The following is an 18,430-nucleotide window of genomic DNA, read 5'->3' as shown; positions in this document are numbered from 1 at the left end:
TGGACAGGAACCGGATCATGAGCGTTGAGGTTGTGGTCGTCCGCGAAGCCGACGACGAGATGGTCGAGGCGTTCACCCGCCTGTTGCCCCAGCTGTCGGCCGGCGCCGCGCCGCCGGACCACGAATCGCTGCGCAGGCTCCTGGCCGCCGAGGCGAACACGGTGCTGGTGGCGCGCGTCGACGGTCGCGTCGTCGGGACGCTGACGCTGGCGATGTTCCCCCTGCCGACCGGGATGCGCGCCTGGATCGAGGACGTGGTGGTCGACGAGGCCGCCCGCGGCTACGGCGTCGGCGCCGCCCTCACCGAGGAGGCAGTACGCCTGGCCGACGCGGCGGGAGCCCGCACGGTGGACCTCACGTCCCGCCCCACGCGTCAGGCGGCGAACCGGCTGTACGAACGGCTCGGCTTCCTCGTACGTGACACCCGCGTCCTCCGCTTCACCCTGCAGGCCTAGGCACCGCCGGTTTTCCCGGAGCCGCGAGGAACCGAGCGATCGTCCCGCACGTCGTACTTCCCATGATCAAGGAACCCGTCGCACGGCACCTGACCGGTGCCCGTGTCCCGCTGCTCGCGGTCCCGCTCGTCGCTCTTCTGCTCTCGTGCTCCGCGCCGTCGGACAACGGTTCCGACCGGACCGCGGGCAACGACCCTGCGCCGGCGGCCGCTTCGGCTTCCGCCTCGCGGCCGAAGGCGCCGGTGGAGCTGGTGCGCGACGCCTTCGCCACCCTGCAGGCGACGTACCACTCCGGCTGCACGCCCACCACGTCCGCGGGTGAGTGCGAGTACTTCCTCACGCGGTTGCACGACGAACTCGGCGGCCTCGACGCCGCGATGAAGGCCGACCCCCAGGGCCCCGGGCACTTCCGCGAACCTCTCGCATGGATGGCGGAACTCCACGGCACCCTCGGCACCGACACCTCCTTCGAGAACCTCAAGGAGCACCAGGACGAGCTCGTGGCGACCCGCGACCGGATCAACCGCTGGATGCAGGGCCACCCCGAGGACTACCGCTGAGCCGCGGGTTGCCGGACCGTGGGGACCGCCCCGCACCAGGACGGTGCGGGGCGGTGTCGTACGGCCTGCTGCCGGCGTGGGCGCCGCTGACGTCGGAGCGCGGCGGCCGCCGAGGGCCGGCGGCTCACTGATCCGCGGTGCTCAGCCGACCGGTCCCGTGACCGCGTGCGGCCCCACCGCCGGTTCGAGCAGCGACAGCGTCCGCCGCCGCGCATCGAGGCCGACGCGGATGCCGACCGGCATCGGCAGATTCGGTCCGGCATGCCCGAAATCGACGTCGCCCAGGACCGGGATGTCACGGTCACCGAGGACGTCGAGGACGATCTCGCGCAGGGTGGGGGACGCGCCCGGCTCGAGTCCGCCGATCTCGCGCGGAACGCCCACGACCATGCCGGAGATCCGGTCGAGGATGCCACTGTGCCGCATCACCTGCAGATAGCTCCACACGTACGACGCCAGGCCGCCCATCTCCTCCCAGAACAGCACCGCGCCGTCGAACCGTTCGAGCGGTAGCGCGAAACGTGTCGCCTGCGTCAGCACGATGCGATTGATCACCCCGCCGATCAGCCGGCCTTCGGCACGACCAGGACGCCAGCACTCCCACGAGGGGCTCGCAGGCAGCGCTCCGATCGCCTCGGTACCGGTCAGCAACCTGGAGTAGAGGTCCTCGAGTTCCGCCTGGCGCGCCACGGGCGCGGACCGCCAGTGTCCGCCGAAGCCGGGGACGGCCATGTCGGCGTGGAACCCGACCAGGCCCGTGCGCGCGTAGAGCACCAGATGCAGCAGCGAGATGTCGCTGTAGCCGAGGATCGGCTTGGGGTCGGCACGGATCGCCTCGACGTCGACCAGGTCGAGGTAGCCGAGCACCGTCTGGCCACCGTCGCTCGCGACGATCGCGCGCACCTCGGGATCACGCAGAAGGCCGTTGAGCTCACCGGCGATCTCCGCCGGCGTGGCCGCGCTCCACCAGTGGCGGCGTCCCGCTTCGAGCAGCGGAGCCCGGCGCACGCGGAATCCCATCCGCTCGAGCACACCCACCGTCCGCTCGACGTTGGGCTCGTGAGCGGCCGGCAGCGGACCGGACAGCGATGCGACGACGACGAGATCCCCGGGCCTCAGGGCCCGCGGTCGAAGCAGTCGAGGCAGTTGCGGCGGTACGGAACCAGTCATGGCGTCAGTGTCACCGGTGCCATTGGCAGGGTCACGCGACTTTCGCCGGACGTCCGCCCCGGCGCACGGCACGGGCAGTCTTGGCTTCGACCATTAAGAACTTGCCTAATGGGTTTAGGCAAACTAGCCTGCCGCCCATGAACCCATTGACCGAGCAAGAGATCCGTAGCGCCTTCGTGAACTGCAGCAAGGGCGAGGCGAAGCGTCTGCACGTGCCCCGCGACCTGGCAGAGCAGCCCTGGGACGACCTGGACTTCTTCGGCTGGCGCGACCCCCAGGCCCCCGACCGGTCCTACCTCGTCGCCGAGCGGGAAGGCCGCACGGTGGCCCTCGCCCTGCGCTCCTCGGGCTCCACCTCCTGGCAGGCCCGGCTCAGCATGTGCTCCATGTGCCTGACCACCCACTCCGGCGGCGTCTCGCTCATGGTCGCCGCGAGGGCCGGCAAGGCCGGGCAGCAGGGCAACACCGTGGGCGCCTACATCTGCAGCGACCTCGCCTGCCCGCTGTACGTGAGGGGCAAAAAGGACGCGGGAATCGGCGCGCGGCTCCACGAGACGCTCACCCTGGAGGAGAAGATCCAGCGGACCGTCGCGAACCTCGCCGCGTTCATCGCCAAGGTCACCGCGTGAAGCCCTCGGGCACGCGCGTCCAGACGCGGCCGTTGCGCTCGCCCTCACCCGGTGCGGAGGCCGCGGAGGGGTCGGGACATCCTGCGCGGTTGGTGCCGGCTATCCGCGGTCCGGGCCCGGCTGGGCGGCATCGTCTGAGGTCGCGTCGGGTTTGGTGTGGAGGACGGCGCGGGCCTGCTCGGCGGCGCGGGTGATGCTTTCGCTGATGAAGTCGAGGAAGCGGGCGATGTTCTCCAGGCGGGCCGCGGCGGGGGTGTTGGGGCCGAGCACGGCCACGCCCTGGCGTGCGGTCGCGACCAGCCGGTCGTTGGCCCGGGCGCTGGCGATGGTCGCCTGGTAGAAGAGTTCGTCGTCGACGAGGTAGCGGTCACGGCGGCGTTCGTCGCGTTCCCGGCGGACCAGGCTCTGGCTCTCCAGGAAGGTGATCGCCTTGGAGATGGACGCCGGGCTCACCTGGAGCCGCTGGGCGAGCCCGGCCGCGGTGAGGCTGCCGGCGTCGGTGGTGAACAGGCACGTCAGCACCCGGGCCGCCATCTTGTTCAGGCCCGAGGCCATCATGACCGTAGTGAACGTCTCCTCGTACTCGGCCACGGCCTCCGCGTCACGTCCGTGCGCCTGAGGAGCCGACTGCGGTCCCCGGGAGGCGGCGGGCCTGCGCCGGTGGGCCCGGCGTTCCGTGGCGTGGTGGGCCAGGTCCGCGCGGTAGGCGGTGGGACCGCCGTTGCGCATCACCTCCCGCGTGACCGTCGAGGTCGGACGGTCCAGGCGCCGGGCGATCTCGGCGTAGGGGAGGCTGTCGGCCAGCCCCGACGCGATCTGCCGGCGTTCCTGCTGGGTGAGCCTGCCTCCCGGCATCGCGATCTCCTCGGTGATCCTCGTGGTGCCCTCTGATTCCGTCAGCATAGCGTTCACCTGTCAGCCATTGCAATGATCGAAGCAATTGACGTTGCGTTACCTTCGCGATCGTTGCAACGATATATCAGTCTCTACCTGCAATTACGCTGCTTCAACGCAACAAGCTCGTTGCCACAAAATGGAAAGCAACGTAGCGTTTCCGGTGTCAGAAACAGCGATCGACAACGGGAGAGCACGATGCAGAAGTTCGACACCCCCGCCCCCGTCTCCGCCGTCCTGGAGATCCCCGCGGGACGCGTCCAGTTCATCGCCGGCGACCGCGCCGACACCACCGTCGAGGTCCTGCCCGCCGACGCTTCCAAGAACCGTGACGTCCAGGCCGCCGAGCAGACCACCGTCACCTGCACCGACGGCGTCCTGCAGATCCGCACCCCCGAGCGCGCCAACCGGCTCCTCGGTCCCTCGGGATCCCTGGAGGTCACCGTCCAACTGCCCACCGGCTCGCGCATCCAGGCCAGGACCGCCGGCTGCGAGCTCCGCGGCGTCGGCAGGCTCGGCGACATCGCCTTCGACGGCGCGTACCGGCAGGTCAAGATCGACGAGGCCGCCGGGGTCCGCCTCACCGCGGTGGACGGCGACGTCGAGATCGGCAGGCTCACCGGTCCCGCGGACATCAGCACCGCACGGGGCGACATCCGTATCGCCGAAGCCGTCCGCGGCACGGTCGAACTGCGCACCCAGATGGGCGACATCACGGTCATCGCGGCTGCCGGCGTCTCGGCCGCCCTGGACGCCGGCGCCGGCCACGGCCGCGTCAGCAACGCCCTGAAGAACGACGGCGCGACCGAACTCCACATCCACGCCACGACCCCTCACGGCGACATCACCGCCCGCAGCGCGTGAGGCAACGACGCCGGCGCCGCCGAACGGCCCGGCCCGTCCGTGCCCGGGGCCCCGCCACCCGCCGGCGGGGCTCCGGGAGGGACCGTCCTGCCCGATGTCCTACTCGGCGGTCAGGAACTCGTCCACGGACAACGGGCGGTTCACGATGCGGATGTCACCGACGTTGCCGTGGAAGACGACGTCGACGGCACCCGCGTACTCGTGGCCGCCCACCAGCCAGGGCAGCCCGAGCGTGGTGAGGCCCTGCGACACCCGGCTCGGGTTGTCGGCGACGGGCGCGCCCTCCACGTACATCCTCGTGTAGCGGCCGTCGTTGACGACCGCCACGTGCCACCACTTCAGCTCCACCATGCCGTGACCCCAGTTGGTCGTCGGATAGGTGTTGTTGAGCGGGTAGTGGTTGAACTGCGCCTCGCGGCCGTTGTTCGTGATGGCGAACTGGGCCAGGGGCTCGTCCGCGTCGGTGTTCTTGCCGTGCTTGCCGGCGGCTCCGGCCGAGCCCCGGCGGCTGAGTACCGACGCGTTGCCGTTCCTGCCGGCGTCCCAGTCGAGCGGCATCCGCACGAAGGTCTCGAAGGTGTACCCGGACCTGAACGTCTCGGCGTTCAGCGGGGCCTTGGCCCCGGTGGTCAGGTAGGAGCCGTTGACCGGGTTCCTGCCGCCGGTGAACTTCAGGCTGGCGTGCGCCGGCTGGTCGGGGTGGTGGTCGTCGGACCAGGTCAGCGCGTCGGCGGCACTGCCCGGCACGGTCACCACGGTCAGGTCGTTGCCCTTGCCGGACAGGTCGCGGACCGTGTCGCCCGCGGTGAGCGGGGTGCCGGGCGCGCCCTGGCCGTCGAAGCGCCAGTAGGCCAGCGTGCCCTTGACCAGCTGCCTGCCCGCCGGACGGGCGGGCCGGACCGGGACCGGGATGAAGCTCGAGAACCGCTTCTCGAAGTCGATCGGCACCGAGAAGTCGTCGACCGCGCCGGTGATGCGGGCGTGCTCGGCCGCCAGCTTGTTGCGGGACTCCGGGTCCTGGGCCAGGATCCACGGGTTGATGGTCTCGACGTCGATGGTGTTGCGGGCCAGGTCGAAGTGGTACAGCCGGATCATGCCGCCGCCGCCGAAGTAGCGGTTCTGGTAGTTCGTGATGTGCATGTACACGTCGTTGCCGGCGGTGTTCTTCTTGGTCGTACGCCCGGACGGCCAGTAGTGGCCGTTGAGGGTGAGGAAGATCTGGTCGTTGTCCTTGATCAGCTTGTCCCAGATCGTCTGGCCGTAGCCGGAGAGGTCGGCGTTGTCCTCCGGGTTGCCGGACTCGTACGGGAAAACGTTGTCATCGTAGTCCGAGTAGACGATGTCGTGCGCCGTGAGGATCACCGGCATCTTCGGGTGGGCCTTGATGACCTCGTTGGCCCACGCGAAGCCCTGGTCGGTGGTCCGCCAGTCCAGGGCCAGCACCAGCCACGAGAGGCCCGCGGCCTTGAAGACGTGGGCGGTGTTGTAGCCGGTCGGGTCCGCTCCGGCGAAGGTCTTCGAGCGCTTGAACCGCCGCGGCCCCAGGGTCTGCAGGTACGGCGTGTCACCGCGGGAGTCGTCGCCGCTCACGTCGTGGTTGCCGGCGACCACGCTGTAGGCGGCGCCGTGCGAGTCCAGGAGGGCGAACGCCTTGTCGACCTGGGCGAAGGACGACGCGTCGGCGTCCTGCGTCAGGTCGCCGAGGTGCGCCATGAAGACGATGTTGTCGGCGCCGTCACCGCTGTTGTTGATGATGTAGCGGAACGACTCCTCCATGGGCGTCCTGTTGACGCTGTCCTGGCTGCCCCAGTAGAGGAACTGGGTGTCCGGCATGACCGCGAGGGTGAACTGGAGGGCCGTCGGGTCCGGGCTCCAGCTGCCGGTCCTGCCGCTCTCACCGGCGTCCGCGGCGAACGCGGGCGTTCCGACGAGCGCGGACACACCGGCACCCGCGGCTGCCGCCCCCGCACCGGCCAACGCGGCGTTGCGGAGGAACCCTCGCCGACTCTGCCCGTCCGGCCCGTGTGACGGGTTGTCATCGTGAATGCACATGAGGGGCCCTTCTGGGGTCGATAGTTTCAAACACCAACGACGCTAGTCAGAAGCAGCGCGTGCTGGGCGGACGGGAGATGACGAAAGGCGATCCAGTGCCTTTCCAGAACTGAAAACCCGAGCGGGGTCACCCCGGGCCGGATGGTGGCCGATGACGGCTTATCAGCAGTTCACGCGGCATGCGGACGCCACCCGGACGCAGGGCTGAACCCGGCGGCGCGGACGTTCTCATGGCGTTTCAGGGGTGGCGGTGAAAGGCCGTCGGGGCGCCGCCGCTTCCCTGATTTCCCATCCCGGCGGAGCCAATCGGGAGAGAATCAAGTGATGTTCACAGCCCCGACGAATCGACGCCGCAATGGGCCCTGAACAACCGGGGAAAATTCATTCGAGAACGGCGACGCCGACTCGGCCGAAGTGCGCCCCCTGAGGGGGACACCGGTCATGGAAGCCGCGCATCGATCACGCCGCGCTGCTTGACGCGTCAAGAACCAACTCGAAGTGAGGGTAGCGACGCAAAGCCCCGCGAGCAAACCGCGATGGGCGGGACGCACCCGCCGCCATCGGCCGCGCGATCCGACGCCGGTGGCGCGCGGCGCCCGGGCGCGATCAGGTGGGGACGAAACCCGGCCACCAGGGCGGAACGTTCCCCGGGCACAGAGGGTCTGGGTAGGAGTCCATGATGCCGAGCCATGTCACCAGGAACCACGTGAACCAGACGGTGAAGACGAGCCCTGCTGTCAGTGCCGCCGCTCGGTGACGTCTGCCGAGGGTTCCGTACAGGACAGCCCACGGGACCGCTGCGGCAACCCATATCACGGGGGCGAGGAACAGCAACGTCATGGAGTCGGCGGCGGCATTGACGCCGATGTCGCATGCACCCCACGTCCTGCCGATACCGACGACGGAGACCAGTGAGGCCAGCCCCCCGAAGAGGACGCCGAGCCGAATACCCCTGGACCAGGGGCTGGAAGAACCTGTCGGCCCTGCTTCCGGCATCGTTGCCCGCTCCACTTGGTGGTGACGGTGATCGCCGGCCAACACATCGAACGCCCGGGGATCGAACATGACGCCACCATATGCCGAGCCCCCCGCGAGGGGCGATGCCGACCTCGGAAGTGAGGGAGAGCACCTGCCGGCTGAAGCACTTCCCGGCCCGTCGGCCGAACCCTGGCGCGCGGCCGGCCTGTTCACCTGTCGCGCCAGGCCGGGGCAAGGGCGACGAGCATCGCGGCGGCGGTGAGCGCGAAGGCGGCCGGGTAACCGGTGTGGGCCGCCGTCACGCCGAAGGCAAGGGCGCCCACGCCCATCCCGCCGTCGTACGCCACGTTCCAGAGTGCGCTGACCGTGCCGTACCCGGATTCCGGGACCCGGGCGTACATCAGCGTGAGCGTCGCGTTCTGCGCCACGCCGAAGCCCGCTCCGAACAGCGTGACCCCGGCGAGCACCGCCGGCGGGCTGCTCGTCGCCGCCGTCAGCAGGAGGCCGGCGGCCGACGCGAGCAGGCCGGGAAGCACCAGGCGGGCCGGGCCGTGGCGGTCGCCGTACCGGCCGGCGAACCAGCGCGCCACGGTGGACGTCGCGGGCTGCGCGAAGAGCGCGACCGTCACCAGGACGGACAGCGACGCCGGGACGGCGACCGGCAGGAACGTGACGATGATCCCCGCCCCCAGCGCGGTCGTCGCGAACACCGCGGTGGGCCGGGCCAGGGCCCCGTTGCGCAGGCCCGCGACCACTCCGGCGTCCCGGCCCGCGGACGGTTCCCGCCCCGGCAGCCCCGGCACCACCACGACCGCGGCGAGCGCCACCACCCCGCCGGCCACGCACACCGGGGTGAACCCCACGTGCGCGGCCAGCCAGACACCGAGCGGCAGGCCGACCAGGGACGGTACGCCGGACACGATCCCGGCCAGTGCCAGCCCCTCGCCGCGCCGCTCGGCCGGTATCAGCGAGGCCGTCAGGGCGCCGCCCGCGACGACGGTGAGCGCGAAGCCGAGCCCACGCAGCAGGCACATCGCGACGATCCACGCCATGCCGTCCCCGGCGGTGAGCACCAGTGCGGGCGCGCCGAGCAGGACCAGCCCGGCGGCCAGCGCCGTCCGGTAGCCGTAACGGGCCACCAGGCGTGGGGTGACCAGCTCGCCGCCGACGGTGGCGAGCATCAGAGCGCCGGTGGCCAGGCCGGCGTCGCCGCCACCGCGCTCCGCGTACAGCGGCACCACCGACAGCAGCAGGAAGAAGCCGGCGGAGGCGCCGATCACCGTCACGAAGCGCAGGAGCAGCTGACGGGTCACCAGTGGGGGGCGGACGGGCGCGGAGGGCGGGTCGGGGAGGTGCGCGTTGCCGGCGGCGGTACCGGTGGGCGGGACGCTGGGTGGCGTGGTCATGGCATTGACGCTAGAAGCCGGCCGGTCCCCCGGTAAGCTCCAATTCCATGCCGCTCCATTGGTCCGGTCTGTCGCCCGAACTGCTGCTCGCCGTGGACCGGAACAGCGCCGAGGGGCTGCGCGCGCAGCTGGAACGCCAGATCAGGGACGCCATCCGGGCGGGCCGCCTCCAGGCCGGCGAACGTCTGCCGTCCTCCCGTGAACTGGCCCGCCGCACCGGGGTCTCCCGCGGTCTGGTGCAGGACTGCTACGCCCAGCTCCAGGCGGAGGGCTACCTCACCGGCCGCATCGGTGCCGCCACCACCGTCTCCGCCCACGCCTGCCCGCAGCCCGCGCCCGTCACGCCGCCCGGGCGACCGGCGGGCCGGCAGCCATCCGCCGGGCCACGGCTGATCGCCGATTTCCGCTCCGGCGTCCCAGACCTCGCTTCCTTCCCGCTCGCCGACTGGCTGTGGGCGGTGCGCGAGGCGGCCCGCGCCCTGCCGACGGCCGCGCTCGACTACGGCGACGCGCACGGCGCGCCCGTGTTGCGCGAGGTGGTGGCCGGGTACCAGCGGCGGGTACGGGCCGCGGCCGCCGACCCCGGACGCACCGTCATCTGCTCCGGCTACGCCCAGGGGCTCGGCCTGGCCCTGCGCGCTCTGGCCGGCCGCGGTGTGACCACCCTCGCCCACGAGGATCCGGGCGCGCCCGCCGCGACCTCCCGGGCCGCCGCGGACGCCGGGATGACCGCCGTACCGGTGCCCGTCGACGAGCACGGGATCGACGTGCGGGCCCTGGAGGCCACCGGCGCGCGAGCGGTCCTCGTCACCCCGGCACACCAATGGCCGACCGGCGTCGTCATGGCCGCCGGGCGACGGCGCGCACTGATCGACTGGGCGCAGCGCCGTGACGCCTTCGTCATCGAGGACGACTACGACGCGGAGTTCCGCTACGACCGCGACCCCGTCGGCTGCCTCCAGGGCCTCGCCCCCGACCGCGTACTGAACATCGGCACCGTCAGCAAGTCACTCGTGCCGGCCCTCCGGCTGGGCTGGCTGCTGTGCCCGGCCGCCCTCCACGCACCGGTCGTCGCGTTCAAGGCCGCCGACGACCGCGGATCGCCCACCATCGACCAGGTCGCACTGGCGCACCTGATCGCCTCCGGACGGTACGACCGTCACCTCCGCCGTATGCGCGCCAAGTACGCCGCGCGGCGCGCCGCCCTGGTGGAGGCACTCGCCGTGCACGCCCCCGGCGTGCGGCTCACCGGTCTCGCCGCCGGCTTCCACGCCGTCGCCCACCTCGGCCCGGGCCGCGACGAGGAACAGGTCGTGACCGCGGCCCGGGCCCGACGGGTCGGCCTCTACGGGATGGCCGCCCACCGCACGGCACCGGACCCGGTCGGCGGGTCGCGCCTCGTGCTCGGCTTCGGCAACACCGGCCGGCACGCGGTCACCGAGGGCATCGCCGCCGTCGGTGACCTCCTCTCGGACACCTAGCTCGGGCCGGCCGTTCCGGGATGCCGGGTCAGGTCGGTTCCGTAGCGGGTGCTGATCGCGTGGTCCAGTACCGGTGCGATGGCCTCGGCGTAGGACTCGCTGAGGTGGCTGTCGTCGCGGTAGACGAAGGTGTCGTCCACCACCACGGGGCAGACACCCGCGGCCCCGCAGAGCCAGGGCACGGGGTCCAGGACCGAGACGCCGGTGGCCGCCGCCGCTTCGCTGATCTCCCGCTTCTTGTCGGGGTCCTTGACCGCGTGCGCGGTGTCGGACGCGCACCGTTGCAGCTCCAGCGGATGGCCTCCCGCGCACTCGACCGCGTCGCCCTCGGGCCAGGGGGTGTCCTCGACGGCCAGCACCTGGGCACCGGACTCCAGCAGTTCCCGGTAGGTCCGCTCGAATCCGTCCGTCCACTGCCGGCGGGGGTCTCCGGACGGCCTGGCCAGGTCGGCCGCGTCCGAGGAGGAGGCGATGACCAGCGCGGGACGCAGGGACCTGATCCGGGCGAGTTCTCCGGTGCGCCACTGGTCGCAGGACGTGTACGGCCGGCCCTGGTAGACGGTGGTGACGGCGGCTACCTTGCACGAGGACTTGGTCAGTGAGACCAGTCTCCAGTGGTGCTCCCGGGCCAGCCGCTCGAGAGCGGGGAACCACTGGGCCGCGTGGGAGTCCCCGAAGAGCACCACCGTCTTCGGCGCGGACCGGTCGCCGTAGACGCAGGGCGGGGTCGCCGCGCTCCCGTAGCCGATGTGGCAGCCGTCCCGGTAGATCGCGGACGTCGTCGTCTTGATCTCTGTGAGTCCTGGCCGCAGATTGGCCGGCAGGCTGGTGGACGGTGCCGCCAGCAGCCGGGCCAGGCGTGCCTGCGGGTCGGCGGACCCGGAGAGCACGCTCCTCAGCCGGGGCGCCGCCACACCCGAGCTGATGGGCGGCGGGAACGCCGTCGCGACCAGTGCCGCGACCACGGCGCACGCAGTCAGCCCGGCCCCGAGCCCCAGCGCCCGTACCGGACGGCCACGGAACAGACGGTGGAACCGCACCGGGTTCTCCACGAGGTGCAGCGTCGCCCAGGCGAGCAGGAGCGCGAACGCGGCGGAGACCAGTCCGAACCTGACGGTCGGCGGTCGGTTCAACGCCATCGGCAGGATCACCAGCGCCGGCCAGTGCCACAGGTACCAGCTGTAGGAGAGGCCGCCGACCCACGTGACCGGGCGCAGTGACAACAGCCGCCCGGCGCCGAACCGGGCGGGTGGGCAACCGCCCGCCAGCACCAGTACGGCGCCCAGCACCGGCACGAGGGCGTACCACCCGGGGAACGGCGTGTCGTCGTCGAACCGAAGGGCCGCCACCGCCAGCGACACCAGTCCGGTCCAGCTCATGACCGCGGCCGCCCAGCCGGGCAACCGCCGCAGCCTGCCCGCGGAAAGGGCGAGCAGCGCGCCCGCGCCCAGTTCCCACAGGCGGGTGTGCGAGCCGAAGTACCCCCAGGAGGGCGAGACGCCGGTGACCGACACGTTCAGCGCGAAGGAGACCACGCACAGCACGGCGAGGGGCGCCGCCAGGAGCCCGGTCCGCCGCCGGGCCAGCCTCCAGCTCGCCCACAGCAGCAACGGCCAGAGGAGGTAGAACTGCTCCTCGACGGCCAGGGACCAGTAGTGCTGGAAGGGCGACGGCGGGCTGTCGGCCCTCAGGTAGTCGGTGCCGGCGCTCGCCAGCCGGAAGTTCACCAGGTAGAAGGTGCTGCTGAGGGCGTCACCCACGTACTCCTGGAAGCGGACCTTCGACAGGAACAGCCACGCCCCGCCGAGCGTGACGAGCCCCACGGCGGTGGACGCGGGGAGCAGCCGCAGCGCACGGCGGGCGTAGAACTGCCGCAGGGACACGCGGCCGGTCCGCACGAGCTCGCGCGACAGCAACGAGGTGATGAGGAAGCCCGAGATCACGAAGAACACGTCGACGCCGATGTAGCCGCCCGCCAACGGCCGGACTCCGGCGTGCGAGAGCACCACCAGCACCACCGCGAGGGCGCGCAGGCCCTGGATGTCCGCGCGCAGCCGTCCGGCGGCGGCCGGCCGGTCCGGGGCGGCGCCGGACCGGTCCGGTGCCCGGCCGCCGGGCCGGGCCGACGGTGGGAGCGCCGGCGCCGGCGTCACGTTCTCCGCAGGCCACGTCGCTCGCACCACAGCACTCTCCCTTGATCAGGACGGATGGCGCCGAGCCGTGCGGCGCCACCGGCCATGACCTTCCACCTCCGGGGAGAGTTGTGGTCATTCGGCATGGTTCGCGTGCTCTTCGCCGACCGCACGCCCGCTGTTGTCCTCGCGTTCACCGTTCCTGACGTCTCGCCTCGCCACGGCCTCGGGACCCGTACGGTCGGCGGCGGCCGTCGCCGGCCACGACGGAGTCCGTCATAGCGCCGCCCGTGCCGGCGACCGCGGTGCTCTGCGCCGGCATCGGTTCGGCCTCGTCCGTCCTGGTGGCGACGGTGCCGATCGCCGTGTACGGCGCGGTGGGCCTGGTGTGGAACGTGACCGCGGTGTCGCTGCGCCAGTCCCTGCTCCCGGAAGGGCATGTGCGCGGGCGCGCTGGGGACCTTGCCGGCCGGGTGGGCCCATCAGGGCATCGGCCCGCGGGCCGCGTTCCTCGCGGGGGTGCTGCTGCTCTGCCTGTCCGGTGCCTGTTTCCGTCGCCCGCGGGCCGGTGCCCCGGCGGAAGCGGCCGCCGCCGTCCCGACGTACCGCTGAGCCGCGCGCAACCGGACCCCGAGGAACCGCCGCGCACCCGCCGGAGGATGTGCGGGTGCGCGGCGGCGGTCCGGGTCGACCGGGTGCGGTGACCACCGGTGATGGCGACCACCGGTGATGGTGACTACCGGTTGTGGCGGACGACCTGGGGGGCGATGTCCTCGGTGAAGGGTTCGCCCTCGGTGGTCTTGAGCGTGGTGGCCTTGGCGGTGGTCGTGCCGCAGAAGGCGGCCTCGAGGGTGCCGCCGAGGATGGTGTTGACGGTGCCGTTGTTGGAGGTGTTCGCCATGGACGTCATGCTGCGCTTGCCGTCGGCGGTGGTGAACGCGTAGGTGTAGAAGCCCTGGACGGTGCCCGTGTGGCCGTAGACGGTCACGCCGCAGGACAGTTTCCTGGCCCGCAGGCCGAGTCCGTAGGACTGGGTGCCGTCGGCGTTGACCGGGACCATGGTCATCATCTGCTGGAGCTGGGCGGCGGGCACGAGCTTGCCGGAGACCAGGGCGGAGAAGAACCGGTTCAGGTCGGCGGCGTTGGAGATGACCGCGCCGGCGGACTGGGCCCAGGAGACGGTCTGCTCGGTGGAGTCGACCAGGGGCAGGGTGGTGTCGTCCGGGCGCAGGTATCCGTGGGCGTAGGAGCCGGAGATGGTGGTCTGCGGGTGGACGTAGGTGGTGTTCCTCAGGTTCAGCGGTGTGAGGATCCGCTGCTGGTAGTGGGTGGCCATCGGGACGCCGGTGACGTTCTCGATGAGTGCGCCGAGGACGACGAAGTTGGTGTTGGAGTAGCTGTAGGCGGCGCCGGGTGCGTTGGTGGGCTGGTGGGCGGTGGAGAGGTCGATGAGCTCCTGGTAGGTGAAGACCTTGTTCCGTACCGATTCGAAACCCGGGACGGTGTCGTAGAACATGTCGTTGGTGTAGTCCCACAGGCCGCTGCGGTGGCTGAGCAGGTGCCGCACGGTGATGCGGTCGTCGGGCAGCGGCCGGGGCAGGTAGGTGTTGGCCGTGGCGTCGAGGTCGATCCGGCCCTCCGCGACGAGCTGCATCAGCACCACGGTGGTGAAGCTCTTGCTGACGCTGCCGACCCGGAACCGCCGGTCCGCGTCCATCGCGGTACCCGCGGCGGTGTCCGACTGCCCCATGGAGATGCGGTAGCTCGAGGTGCCCGAGTCGATACGGGTCAGCGCGCCCGGGGCACCGTTCGCCATGGCCTGCTTCTGGACGGCCAGGACGCCGGAGATGTCGGGGGCGGGCAGCGACGGGGTCGCGGCGACGGCCGGCGAGGCGGCCAGGGTGGTGATCACGGCAGTGCTCGCGAGCGTGATGCCCGCAATGGTGAAACGCATCCGGTTCTCTCTGTCGTCGGTCGAGGAGCGTGGGACGGAGTCGTGCGGGCCGAACGCCCGCAGCGCTCACGGCTCCACATCAACTGACCGGCCCCGCACCGGTTCTGTGACACCGACCGTAGTGCCGAACACCACGTCGGAGGGCGGGCAACCCCGCACCCGCCCTCCTTCAACATGCCCGATTCACACGGAACTTGACCGATGACGCTGCCGCTCCGGCCGCTCTCGCCGGTCCCGGCCTCACGTCGTCCGGCGGCGCTCCAGGGCCGATCGCAGGCGCAGACCCAGACGGATGACAAGGGCGGCCACACACGTCAGGGTCGCGATCTCCGCCCACAGGTACCCGGAGTCGTACGGGGCGAAGGCCGCCGGCCAGTGGGGGTGGAGCAGGACGATCAACGGCACGGCGACCAGGGCCACCGAGCTGACCCAACCGTGCCGAAGTCGCGCCAGGCCCCAGGCCGCCGGGAAGGCCAGCACCAGCGGGGCGAAGAAGGCGAACAGACGCATCGGGTCCGCGCGCCCGGGTACGGTCACCCCGACGTCGGCGAGCGCCTGGAAGACGGTGAGCGACCCCACGACCATCGGCACCCCGAGGGCGAGGGCGATCAGGGCGCCGGCGCGACGGGCACCCACACCGACCGGTGGCAGGTCGGGCGGGGCGGCCAGCACCACAGCCGCGGCGAGCGCCAGCCCGAGCACGGTCGGCAGGTTCTGCGACAACCCCGCCGGGCCGCCCGACCATTGGGCCAGCGGTACGGAGACCCCCGCCCCGAGCAGGGCCGCGCCCGCCGCGGTCCGCGCCCACGCCCAGCGGCCCGCGAGCAGGCATCCCAGGGCGACCGGCCAGGGCGCGTACGCGAGCGGGGTGTAGGTACGCTCGCCGTCCCAGGGCAGTGGATCGAGCGGCCACACGGCCAGCAGCGCCGCCGCCAACGAGGCAGCCACCGCGACGACGTACGGGACCAGGCCGGCCAGCAGGCGTCCAGCCGGGCGGGCCGACCCCAGGCCCGTGCGCATCCGCAGCGCGTGCCCCGCCACGGCAGCCGTCTCGCGCAACGCCTCCAGCCGGCCCGCACCGGCGCCGGCGTCCTCGAGGATCGCCGCGATCTCCGCGCCGTGCCGGCGGCGGTACGCGGCCGGGTACAGGGCGATCACCGGATGCCGCCCGCGCACGCCGCGCTCCCCCGCCCCGGCCTCGTCACCCCTCATGCGCCCGCTCCGCCCCGCGTCGGGCGCACCACCGCGCCGGGGCGGGCCAGCCCGATCCGCCGCTCGGCCTCGTGTGCCGTCGCGCGCAACCGGTCCGCCTCCGCGGCGAGGAGGGTGTAGCCGGCGTCGGTGAGCGCGTAGGTCCGGCGCAGCCTGCCCTCGACGACCTCCTCCCGCTCGACCCTGACGACCCCCTGCCCCAGCAGGCGGTCCAGCGCCCCGTACAGCGTGCCCGCCCGGAGACGGACCCGGCCGCCGGATATCGCGGCGACCTCCTCGATCAGCGCGTAGCCGTGCCGGGGCGCATCGGCGAGGGCGGTGAGCAGGAGCAACGTCGGCTCCTGCAGGGAACGTTCAGTCATGGCCGTCACTATATATCGGCGAACTGCATATACAAGTTCCTTGACCATCGCGGCTGTTCACTTTAGTTGCCCACAAGTAACTTGTGCACGAGACAATGTGGCGCTAAGTTTCTCGGTGTCGGCAGCACCGCGCACCGGCGCACCGGCAGAGGCAACGACCCGCAACGCCCAAGGAGAAGAACCACCATGAACGACACCGCCACCCACCCCGCCCCGCACAAGCCCACGGTCGTCCTGGTGCACGGCGCGTTCGCGGACTCCTCCAGCTGGAACGGCGTCATCACGCACCTGCGCCAGGCCGGGTACCCGGTCGTCGCGGCGGCGAACCCGCTGCGGAGCCTGGCCGGTGACGCCGCGTACGTCGCGAGCGTGGTGAGGGGCGTGGAAGGCCCGGTCGTCCTCGCCGGGCACTCGTACGGCGGCGCCGTGATCAGCGAAGCGGCCGCCGGGGAGACCAACGTCAAGGCGCTGGTGTACGTCGCCGCGTTCATCCCCGACAAGGGCGAGAGCGCGATGGAGCTGTCGGACAAGTACCCCGGGAGCACCCTCGGCCCGAACCTCGACGCACTGCCCTTCCCCCTCACCGACGACACGGCGGCCTTCCCCCTGTCCGACGGCGGGACCGGCACCGACCTGTACATCAAGACCGAGAGCTTCCACGACCAGTTCGCCGCCGACGTGCCGCACGACGTGACCGATCTGATGGCCGCCACGCAGCGCCCGATCGCCGCGGCGGCCCTGGAGGAGGCGGCCACCGCGGCCGCCTGGCAGGCGATCCCCACCTGGAGCCTGGTCGCCACCGCGGACCGCAACATCCCCCCGGCCGCGCAGCGCTTCATGTCCGAACGTGCCGGAGCCCGCACCGTGGAGATCGACGCCTCCCACGCGGTCTCCGTCTCCCGGCCCGAGGCCGTCGCCCGCCTCATCCAGGAGGCCGCCGAGAGCACCACCCGCTGACCCCGATGTTGCCCGGGCACCCGGCAGTCACTACATTTCGTGAGGTGACTGCCGGGTCGGCCTCGAGCCATGCACGAGCTGGGTCGCCGGCCTTGGCGTGAGCACGAGGCGGGCAAGAGCCCCGCCCCTCCTTCCGAGTCTCCCCGTGGTGCCCCCAGACGGCACCGACCCCAGCGAACCCGAGACCCGGAGACCGATGTCACCGATGCCGAACGACCGGCAGGACCCGTACGCGACCGAGCCGTCAGCGGCTCCCGCCCAGTTGAACCACACCGTTGTCCACGCCCGGGACCGGCAGCTTTCGGCCGAGTTCCTGGCCGTGATACTGGGCCTGGAGGTCGGCGCCCCCTTCGGGCCGTTCCTCCCCGTCGAACTCGGCAACAGCGTCACACTCGACTACTACGAGAAGCTCGACGAGCCGATCCAGTCGCAGCACTACGCGTTCCTCGTGTCCGAGGAGCAGTTCGACCAGGCGATCGCCCGGCTCAAAGCGGTCGGCGTCACCCACTACGCGGACCCCCGCCATACCGAGCCCGGTCGGATCAACCGCCTCTTCGGCGGCCGTGGCGCGTACTTCGCCGACCCGGACGGCCACAACATGGAGGTCCTGACCCGGCCCTATACGCGTCGCTGACCGACGGCGACCGGCTCGCTGTTCCGCCCGGCCCCGGGCCGTTCCGCCCGGGGCCGGCGGCGAGGCCGGCGCCCGCGTGTCACGCGGTGCGGAGGCTCCGCGCAAGGGTGGGGATCATCACCGCCGCAGGGATGAGGTGGAGCCCGAGGAGGGCGGCGGTGGTGGCGGTGTTCGCCCCGGCGAGCAGGGGCGGGACCAGCGAGACCGCGGTCAGCGGCACCGCCGTCCACACGAATCGCCTGCCGGGGCGGGCACTCCGGCGAAGAAGGGCGACGGCGATGACGATGCCCACGACCGAGAAGAAGCCGGTCACCACGGCGAACCCGGACAACGGGATCCTCTCGCCGCCGTCGGGGACCTCGAAGTCGACGCCGACGGCCCGGGCAAGCGCAGCCGCGAGGGTGGTGGCCGCCATCGCCGCGAGCGTGGCGATGAAACCGGTGCCGGCGAGCCTGCGGAGCCGGTGGGTGCGGCCGGCCCGGGACGATGCCGGGCCTGCGACAACCCCGGTGTCATTCATGCTGTTCATGTCGTTCCTCCATCGTTCGGTGACCGGCGTTCGGGGTGCGTCGACCGGCATGTGACGGTCCGGGCCCCGGGGGTGACGATGCGCACCCTCGCCGTACGGCGGCCGGGGTTGCGCAGCGCACGGACGCCGGTGTCGCGAAGCCAGAACCCGGCGTCGCGTCC

At 71.8% G+C, this 18,430-nt stretch carries 17 protein-coding genes; 7 read left to right on the top strand and 10 right to left on the bottom strand.

From position 1 onward, the window contains the following. Window positions 1–17 precede the first annotated feature (17 nt). Window positions 18–455, top strand: coding sequence for a GNAT family N-acetyltransferase (locus tag ACFW3D_RS20480; protein WP_500505641.1), 438 nt, complete (start codon window positions 18–20; stop codon window positions 453–455). Between the two features lie 62 nt (window positions 456–517). Beyond that, window positions 518–1,015, top strand: coding sequence for a hypothetical protein (locus tag ACFW3D_RS20475; protein ID WP_500505640.1), 498 nt, complete (start codon window positions 518–520; stop codon window positions 1,013–1,015). 141 nt (window positions 1,016–1,156) lie between these two features. Here the strand turns inward: ACFW3D_RS20475 and ACFW3D_RS20470 are convergent, their stop codons facing one another. Beyond that, complete coding sequence (locus tag ACFW3D_RS20470; protein ID WP_500505691.1) at window positions 1,157–2,185, bottom strand: S66 peptidase family protein; 1,029 nt, start codon at window positions 2,183–2,185, stop codon at window positions 1,157–1,159. Between the two features lie 137 nt (window positions 2,186–2,322). Here ACFW3D_RS20470 and ACFW3D_RS20465 point away from each other — a divergent pair, with 137 nt between their 5' ends. After that, entirely contained in the window at window positions 2,323–2,814 is a 492-nt protein-coding gene (locus ACFW3D_RS20465; protein ID WP_500505639.1) for an FBP domain-containing protein, read from the top strand. Window positions 2,815–2,913: 99 nt separating this feature from the next. On the opposite strand, the gene ACFW3D_RS20460 is transcribed toward ACFW3D_RS20465, so the two are convergent. Further along, window positions 2,914–3,669, bottom strand: a complete 756-nt coding sequence (locus ACFW3D_RS20460) for a helix-turn-helix domain-containing protein (RefSeq protein ID WP_500505690.1) — start codon at window positions 3,667–3,669, stop codon at window positions 2,914–2,916. Window positions 3,670–3,906: 237 nt separating this feature from the next. Between ACFW3D_RS20460 and ACFW3D_RS20455 the strand changes: the two genes are divergently transcribed. Beyond that, window positions 3,907–4,572, top strand: a complete 666-nt coding sequence (locus tag ACFW3D_RS20455; RefSeq protein ID WP_500505638.1) for a DUF4097 family beta strand repeat-containing protein — start codon at window positions 3,907–3,909, stop codon at window positions 4,570–4,572. A gap of 99 nt (window positions 4,573–4,671) precedes the next feature. Here the strand turns inward: ACFW3D_RS20455 and ACFW3D_RS20450 are convergent, their stop codons facing one another. The 3 genes from ACFW3D_RS20450 to ACFW3D_RS20440 all read right to left on the bottom strand — a co-directional run bounded on the left by ACFW3D_RS20450 (window position 4,672) and on the right by ACFW3D_RS20440 (window position 9,008). Then, complete coding sequence (locus tag ACFW3D_RS20450; RefSeq protein WP_500505637.1) at window positions 4,672–6,513, bottom strand: LamG-like jellyroll fold domain-containing protein; 1,842 nt, start codon at window positions 6,511–6,513, stop codon at window positions 4,672–4,674. A 717-nt stretch (window positions 6,514–7,230) separates the two neighbouring features. After that, on the bottom strand, window positions 7,231–7,689 hold the full coding sequence (locus ACFW3D_RS20445) for a hypothetical protein (RefSeq protein WP_500505636.1): 459 nt from the start codon (window positions 7,687–7,689) through the stop codon (window positions 7,231–7,233). Between the two features lie 122 nt (window positions 7,690–7,811). Further along, complete coding sequence (locus ACFW3D_RS20440; RefSeq protein WP_500505635.1) at window positions 7,812–9,008, bottom strand: MFS transporter; 1,197 nt, start codon at window positions 9,006–9,008, stop codon at window positions 7,812–7,814. Between the two features lie 47 nt (window positions 9,009–9,055). Here ACFW3D_RS20440 and pdxR point away from each other — a divergent pair, with 47 nt between their 5' ends. Next, window positions 9,056–10,489: a MocR-like pyridoxine biosynthesis transcription factor PdxR gene (gene pdxR / locus ACFW3D_RS20435; protein WP_500505634.1), complete on the top strand. Its 1,434-nt coding sequence runs from the start codon at window positions 9,056–9,058 to the stop codon at window positions 10,487–10,489. Here the strand turns inward: pdxR and ACFW3D_RS20430 are convergent. From ACFW3D_RS20430 to ACFW3D_RS20415, 4 genes are all read right to left on the bottom strand, one after another. After that, window positions 10,486–12,672 (bottom strand): acyltransferase family protein, encoded by a 2,187-nt coding sequence (locus tag ACFW3D_RS20430; RefSeq protein ID WP_500505633.1) that lies wholly within the window; start codon window positions 12,670–12,672, stop codon window positions 10,486–10,488. The two genes, pdxR and ACFW3D_RS20430, sit on opposite strands and share 4 nt — an antisense overlap. A 685-nt stretch (window positions 12,673–13,357) precedes the next feature. Beyond that, complete coding sequence (locus ACFW3D_RS20425) at window positions 13,358–14,575, bottom strand: serine hydrolase domain-containing protein (protein WP_500505632.1); 1,218 nt, start codon at window positions 14,573–14,575, stop codon at window positions 13,358–13,360. Between the two features lie 240 nt (window positions 14,576–14,815). Further along, on the bottom strand, window positions 14,816–15,787 hold the full coding sequence (locus ACFW3D_RS20420; RefSeq protein ID WP_500505631.1) for a hypothetical protein: 972 nt from the start codon (window positions 15,785–15,787) through the stop codon (window positions 14,816–14,818). Next, window positions 15,784–16,149: a PadR family transcriptional regulator gene (locus ACFW3D_RS20415; RefSeq protein WP_500505630.1), complete on the bottom strand. Its 366-nt coding sequence runs from the start codon at window positions 16,147–16,149 to the stop codon at window positions 15,784–15,786. Before ACFW3D_RS20415 ends, ACFW3D_RS20420 begins: the two co-directional genes overlap by 4 nt. A 186-nt stretch (window positions 16,150–16,335) precedes the next feature. On the opposite strand from ACFW3D_RS20415, the gene ACFW3D_RS20410 reads away from it, so the two are divergent. Then, window positions 16,336–17,106: an alpha/beta fold hydrolase gene (locus ACFW3D_RS20410; RefSeq protein ID WP_500505629.1), complete on the top strand. Its 771-nt coding sequence runs from the start codon at window positions 16,336–16,338 to the stop codon at window positions 17,104–17,106. 205 nt (window positions 17,107–17,311) lie between these two features. Continuing rightward, entirely contained in the window at window positions 17,312–17,740 is a 429-nt protein-coding gene (locus ACFW3D_RS20405) for a VOC family protein (protein WP_500505628.1), read from the top strand. Window positions 17,741–17,819: 79 nt separating this feature from the next. Here ACFW3D_RS20405 and ACFW3D_RS20400 read toward each other — a convergent pair whose 3' ends face one another. Continuing rightward, on the bottom strand, window positions 17,820–18,269 hold the full coding sequence (locus ACFW3D_RS20400; RefSeq protein ID WP_500505627.1) for a DUF6069 family protein: 450 nt from the start codon (window positions 18,267–18,269) through the stop codon (window positions 17,820–17,822). Between the last annotated feature and the right edge of the window lie 161 nt (window positions 18,270–18,430).

The sequence above is a fragment of the Streptomyces sp. NPDC058864 genome (assembly GCF_042742985.1).
Taxonomy (GTDB): Bacteria; Actinomycetota; Actinomycetes; order Streptomycetales; family Streptomycetaceae; genus Actinacidiphila.
This window is presented reverse-complemented; position numbering and strand designations above follow the sequence as displayed.

Excerpts from the sequence above, each read along its gene's own strand:
- ACFW3D_RS20470 (WP_500505691.1), bottom strand. The coding sequence starts at position 2,185 with ATGACTGGTTCCGTACCGCCGCAACTGCCTCGACTGCTTCGACCGCGG.
- ACFW3D_RS20425 (WP_500505632.1), bottom strand. The coding sequence starts at position 14,575 with ATGCGTTTCACCATTGCGGGCATCACGCTCGCGAGCACTGCCGTGATC.
- ACFW3D_RS20405 (WP_500505628.1), top strand. The coding sequence starts at position 17,312 with ATGCCGAACGACCGGCAGGACCCGTACGCGACCGAGCCGTCAGCGGCT.
- ACFW3D_RS20445 (WP_500505636.1), bottom strand. The coding sequence starts at position 7,689 with ATGTTCGATCCCCGGGCGTTCGATGTGTTGGCCGGCGATCACCGTCAC.
- ACFW3D_RS20420 (WP_500505631.1), bottom strand. The coding sequence starts at position 15,787 with ATGAGGGGTGACGAGGCCGGGGCGGGGGAGCGCGGCGTGCGCGGGCGG.
- ACFW3D_RS20465 (WP_500505639.1), top strand. The coding sequence starts at position 2,323 with ATGAACCCATTGACCGAGCAAGAGATCCGTAGCGCCTTCGTGAACTGC.
- ACFW3D_RS20460 (WP_500505690.1), bottom strand. The coding sequence starts at position 3,669 with ATGCCGGGAGGCAGGCTCACCCAGCAGGAACGCCGGCAGATCGCGTCG.
- pdxR (WP_500505634.1), top strand. The coding sequence starts at position 9,056 with ATGCCGCTCCATTGGTCCGGTCTGTCGCCCGAACTGCTGCTCGCCGTG.
- ACFW3D_RS20415 (WP_500505630.1), bottom strand. The coding sequence starts at position 16,149 with ATGACTGAACGTTCCCTGCAGGAGCCGACGTTGCTCCTGCTCACCGCC.
- ACFW3D_RS20440 (WP_500505635.1), bottom strand. The coding sequence starts at position 9,008 with ATGACCACGCCACCCAGCGTCCCGCCCACCGGTACCGCCGCCGGCAAC.
- ACFW3D_RS20400 (WP_500505627.1), bottom strand. The coding sequence starts at position 18,269 with ATGAACAGCATGAATGACACCGGGGTTGTCGCAGGCCCGGCATCGTCC.
- ACFW3D_RS20410 (WP_500505629.1), top strand. The coding sequence starts at position 16,336 with ATGAACGACACCGCCACCCACCCCGCCCCGCACAAGCCCACGGTCGTC.
- ACFW3D_RS20455 (WP_500505638.1), top strand. The coding sequence starts at position 3,907 with ATGCAGAAGTTCGACACCCCCGCCCCCGTCTCCGCCGTCCTGGAGATC.
- ACFW3D_RS20475 (WP_500505640.1), top strand. The coding sequence starts at position 518 with ATGATCAAGGAACCCGTCGCACGGCACCTGACCGGTGCCCGTGTCCCG.
- ACFW3D_RS20480 (WP_500505641.1), top strand. The coding sequence starts at position 18 with ATGAGCGTTGAGGTTGTGGTCGTCCGCGAAGCCGACGACGAGATGGTC.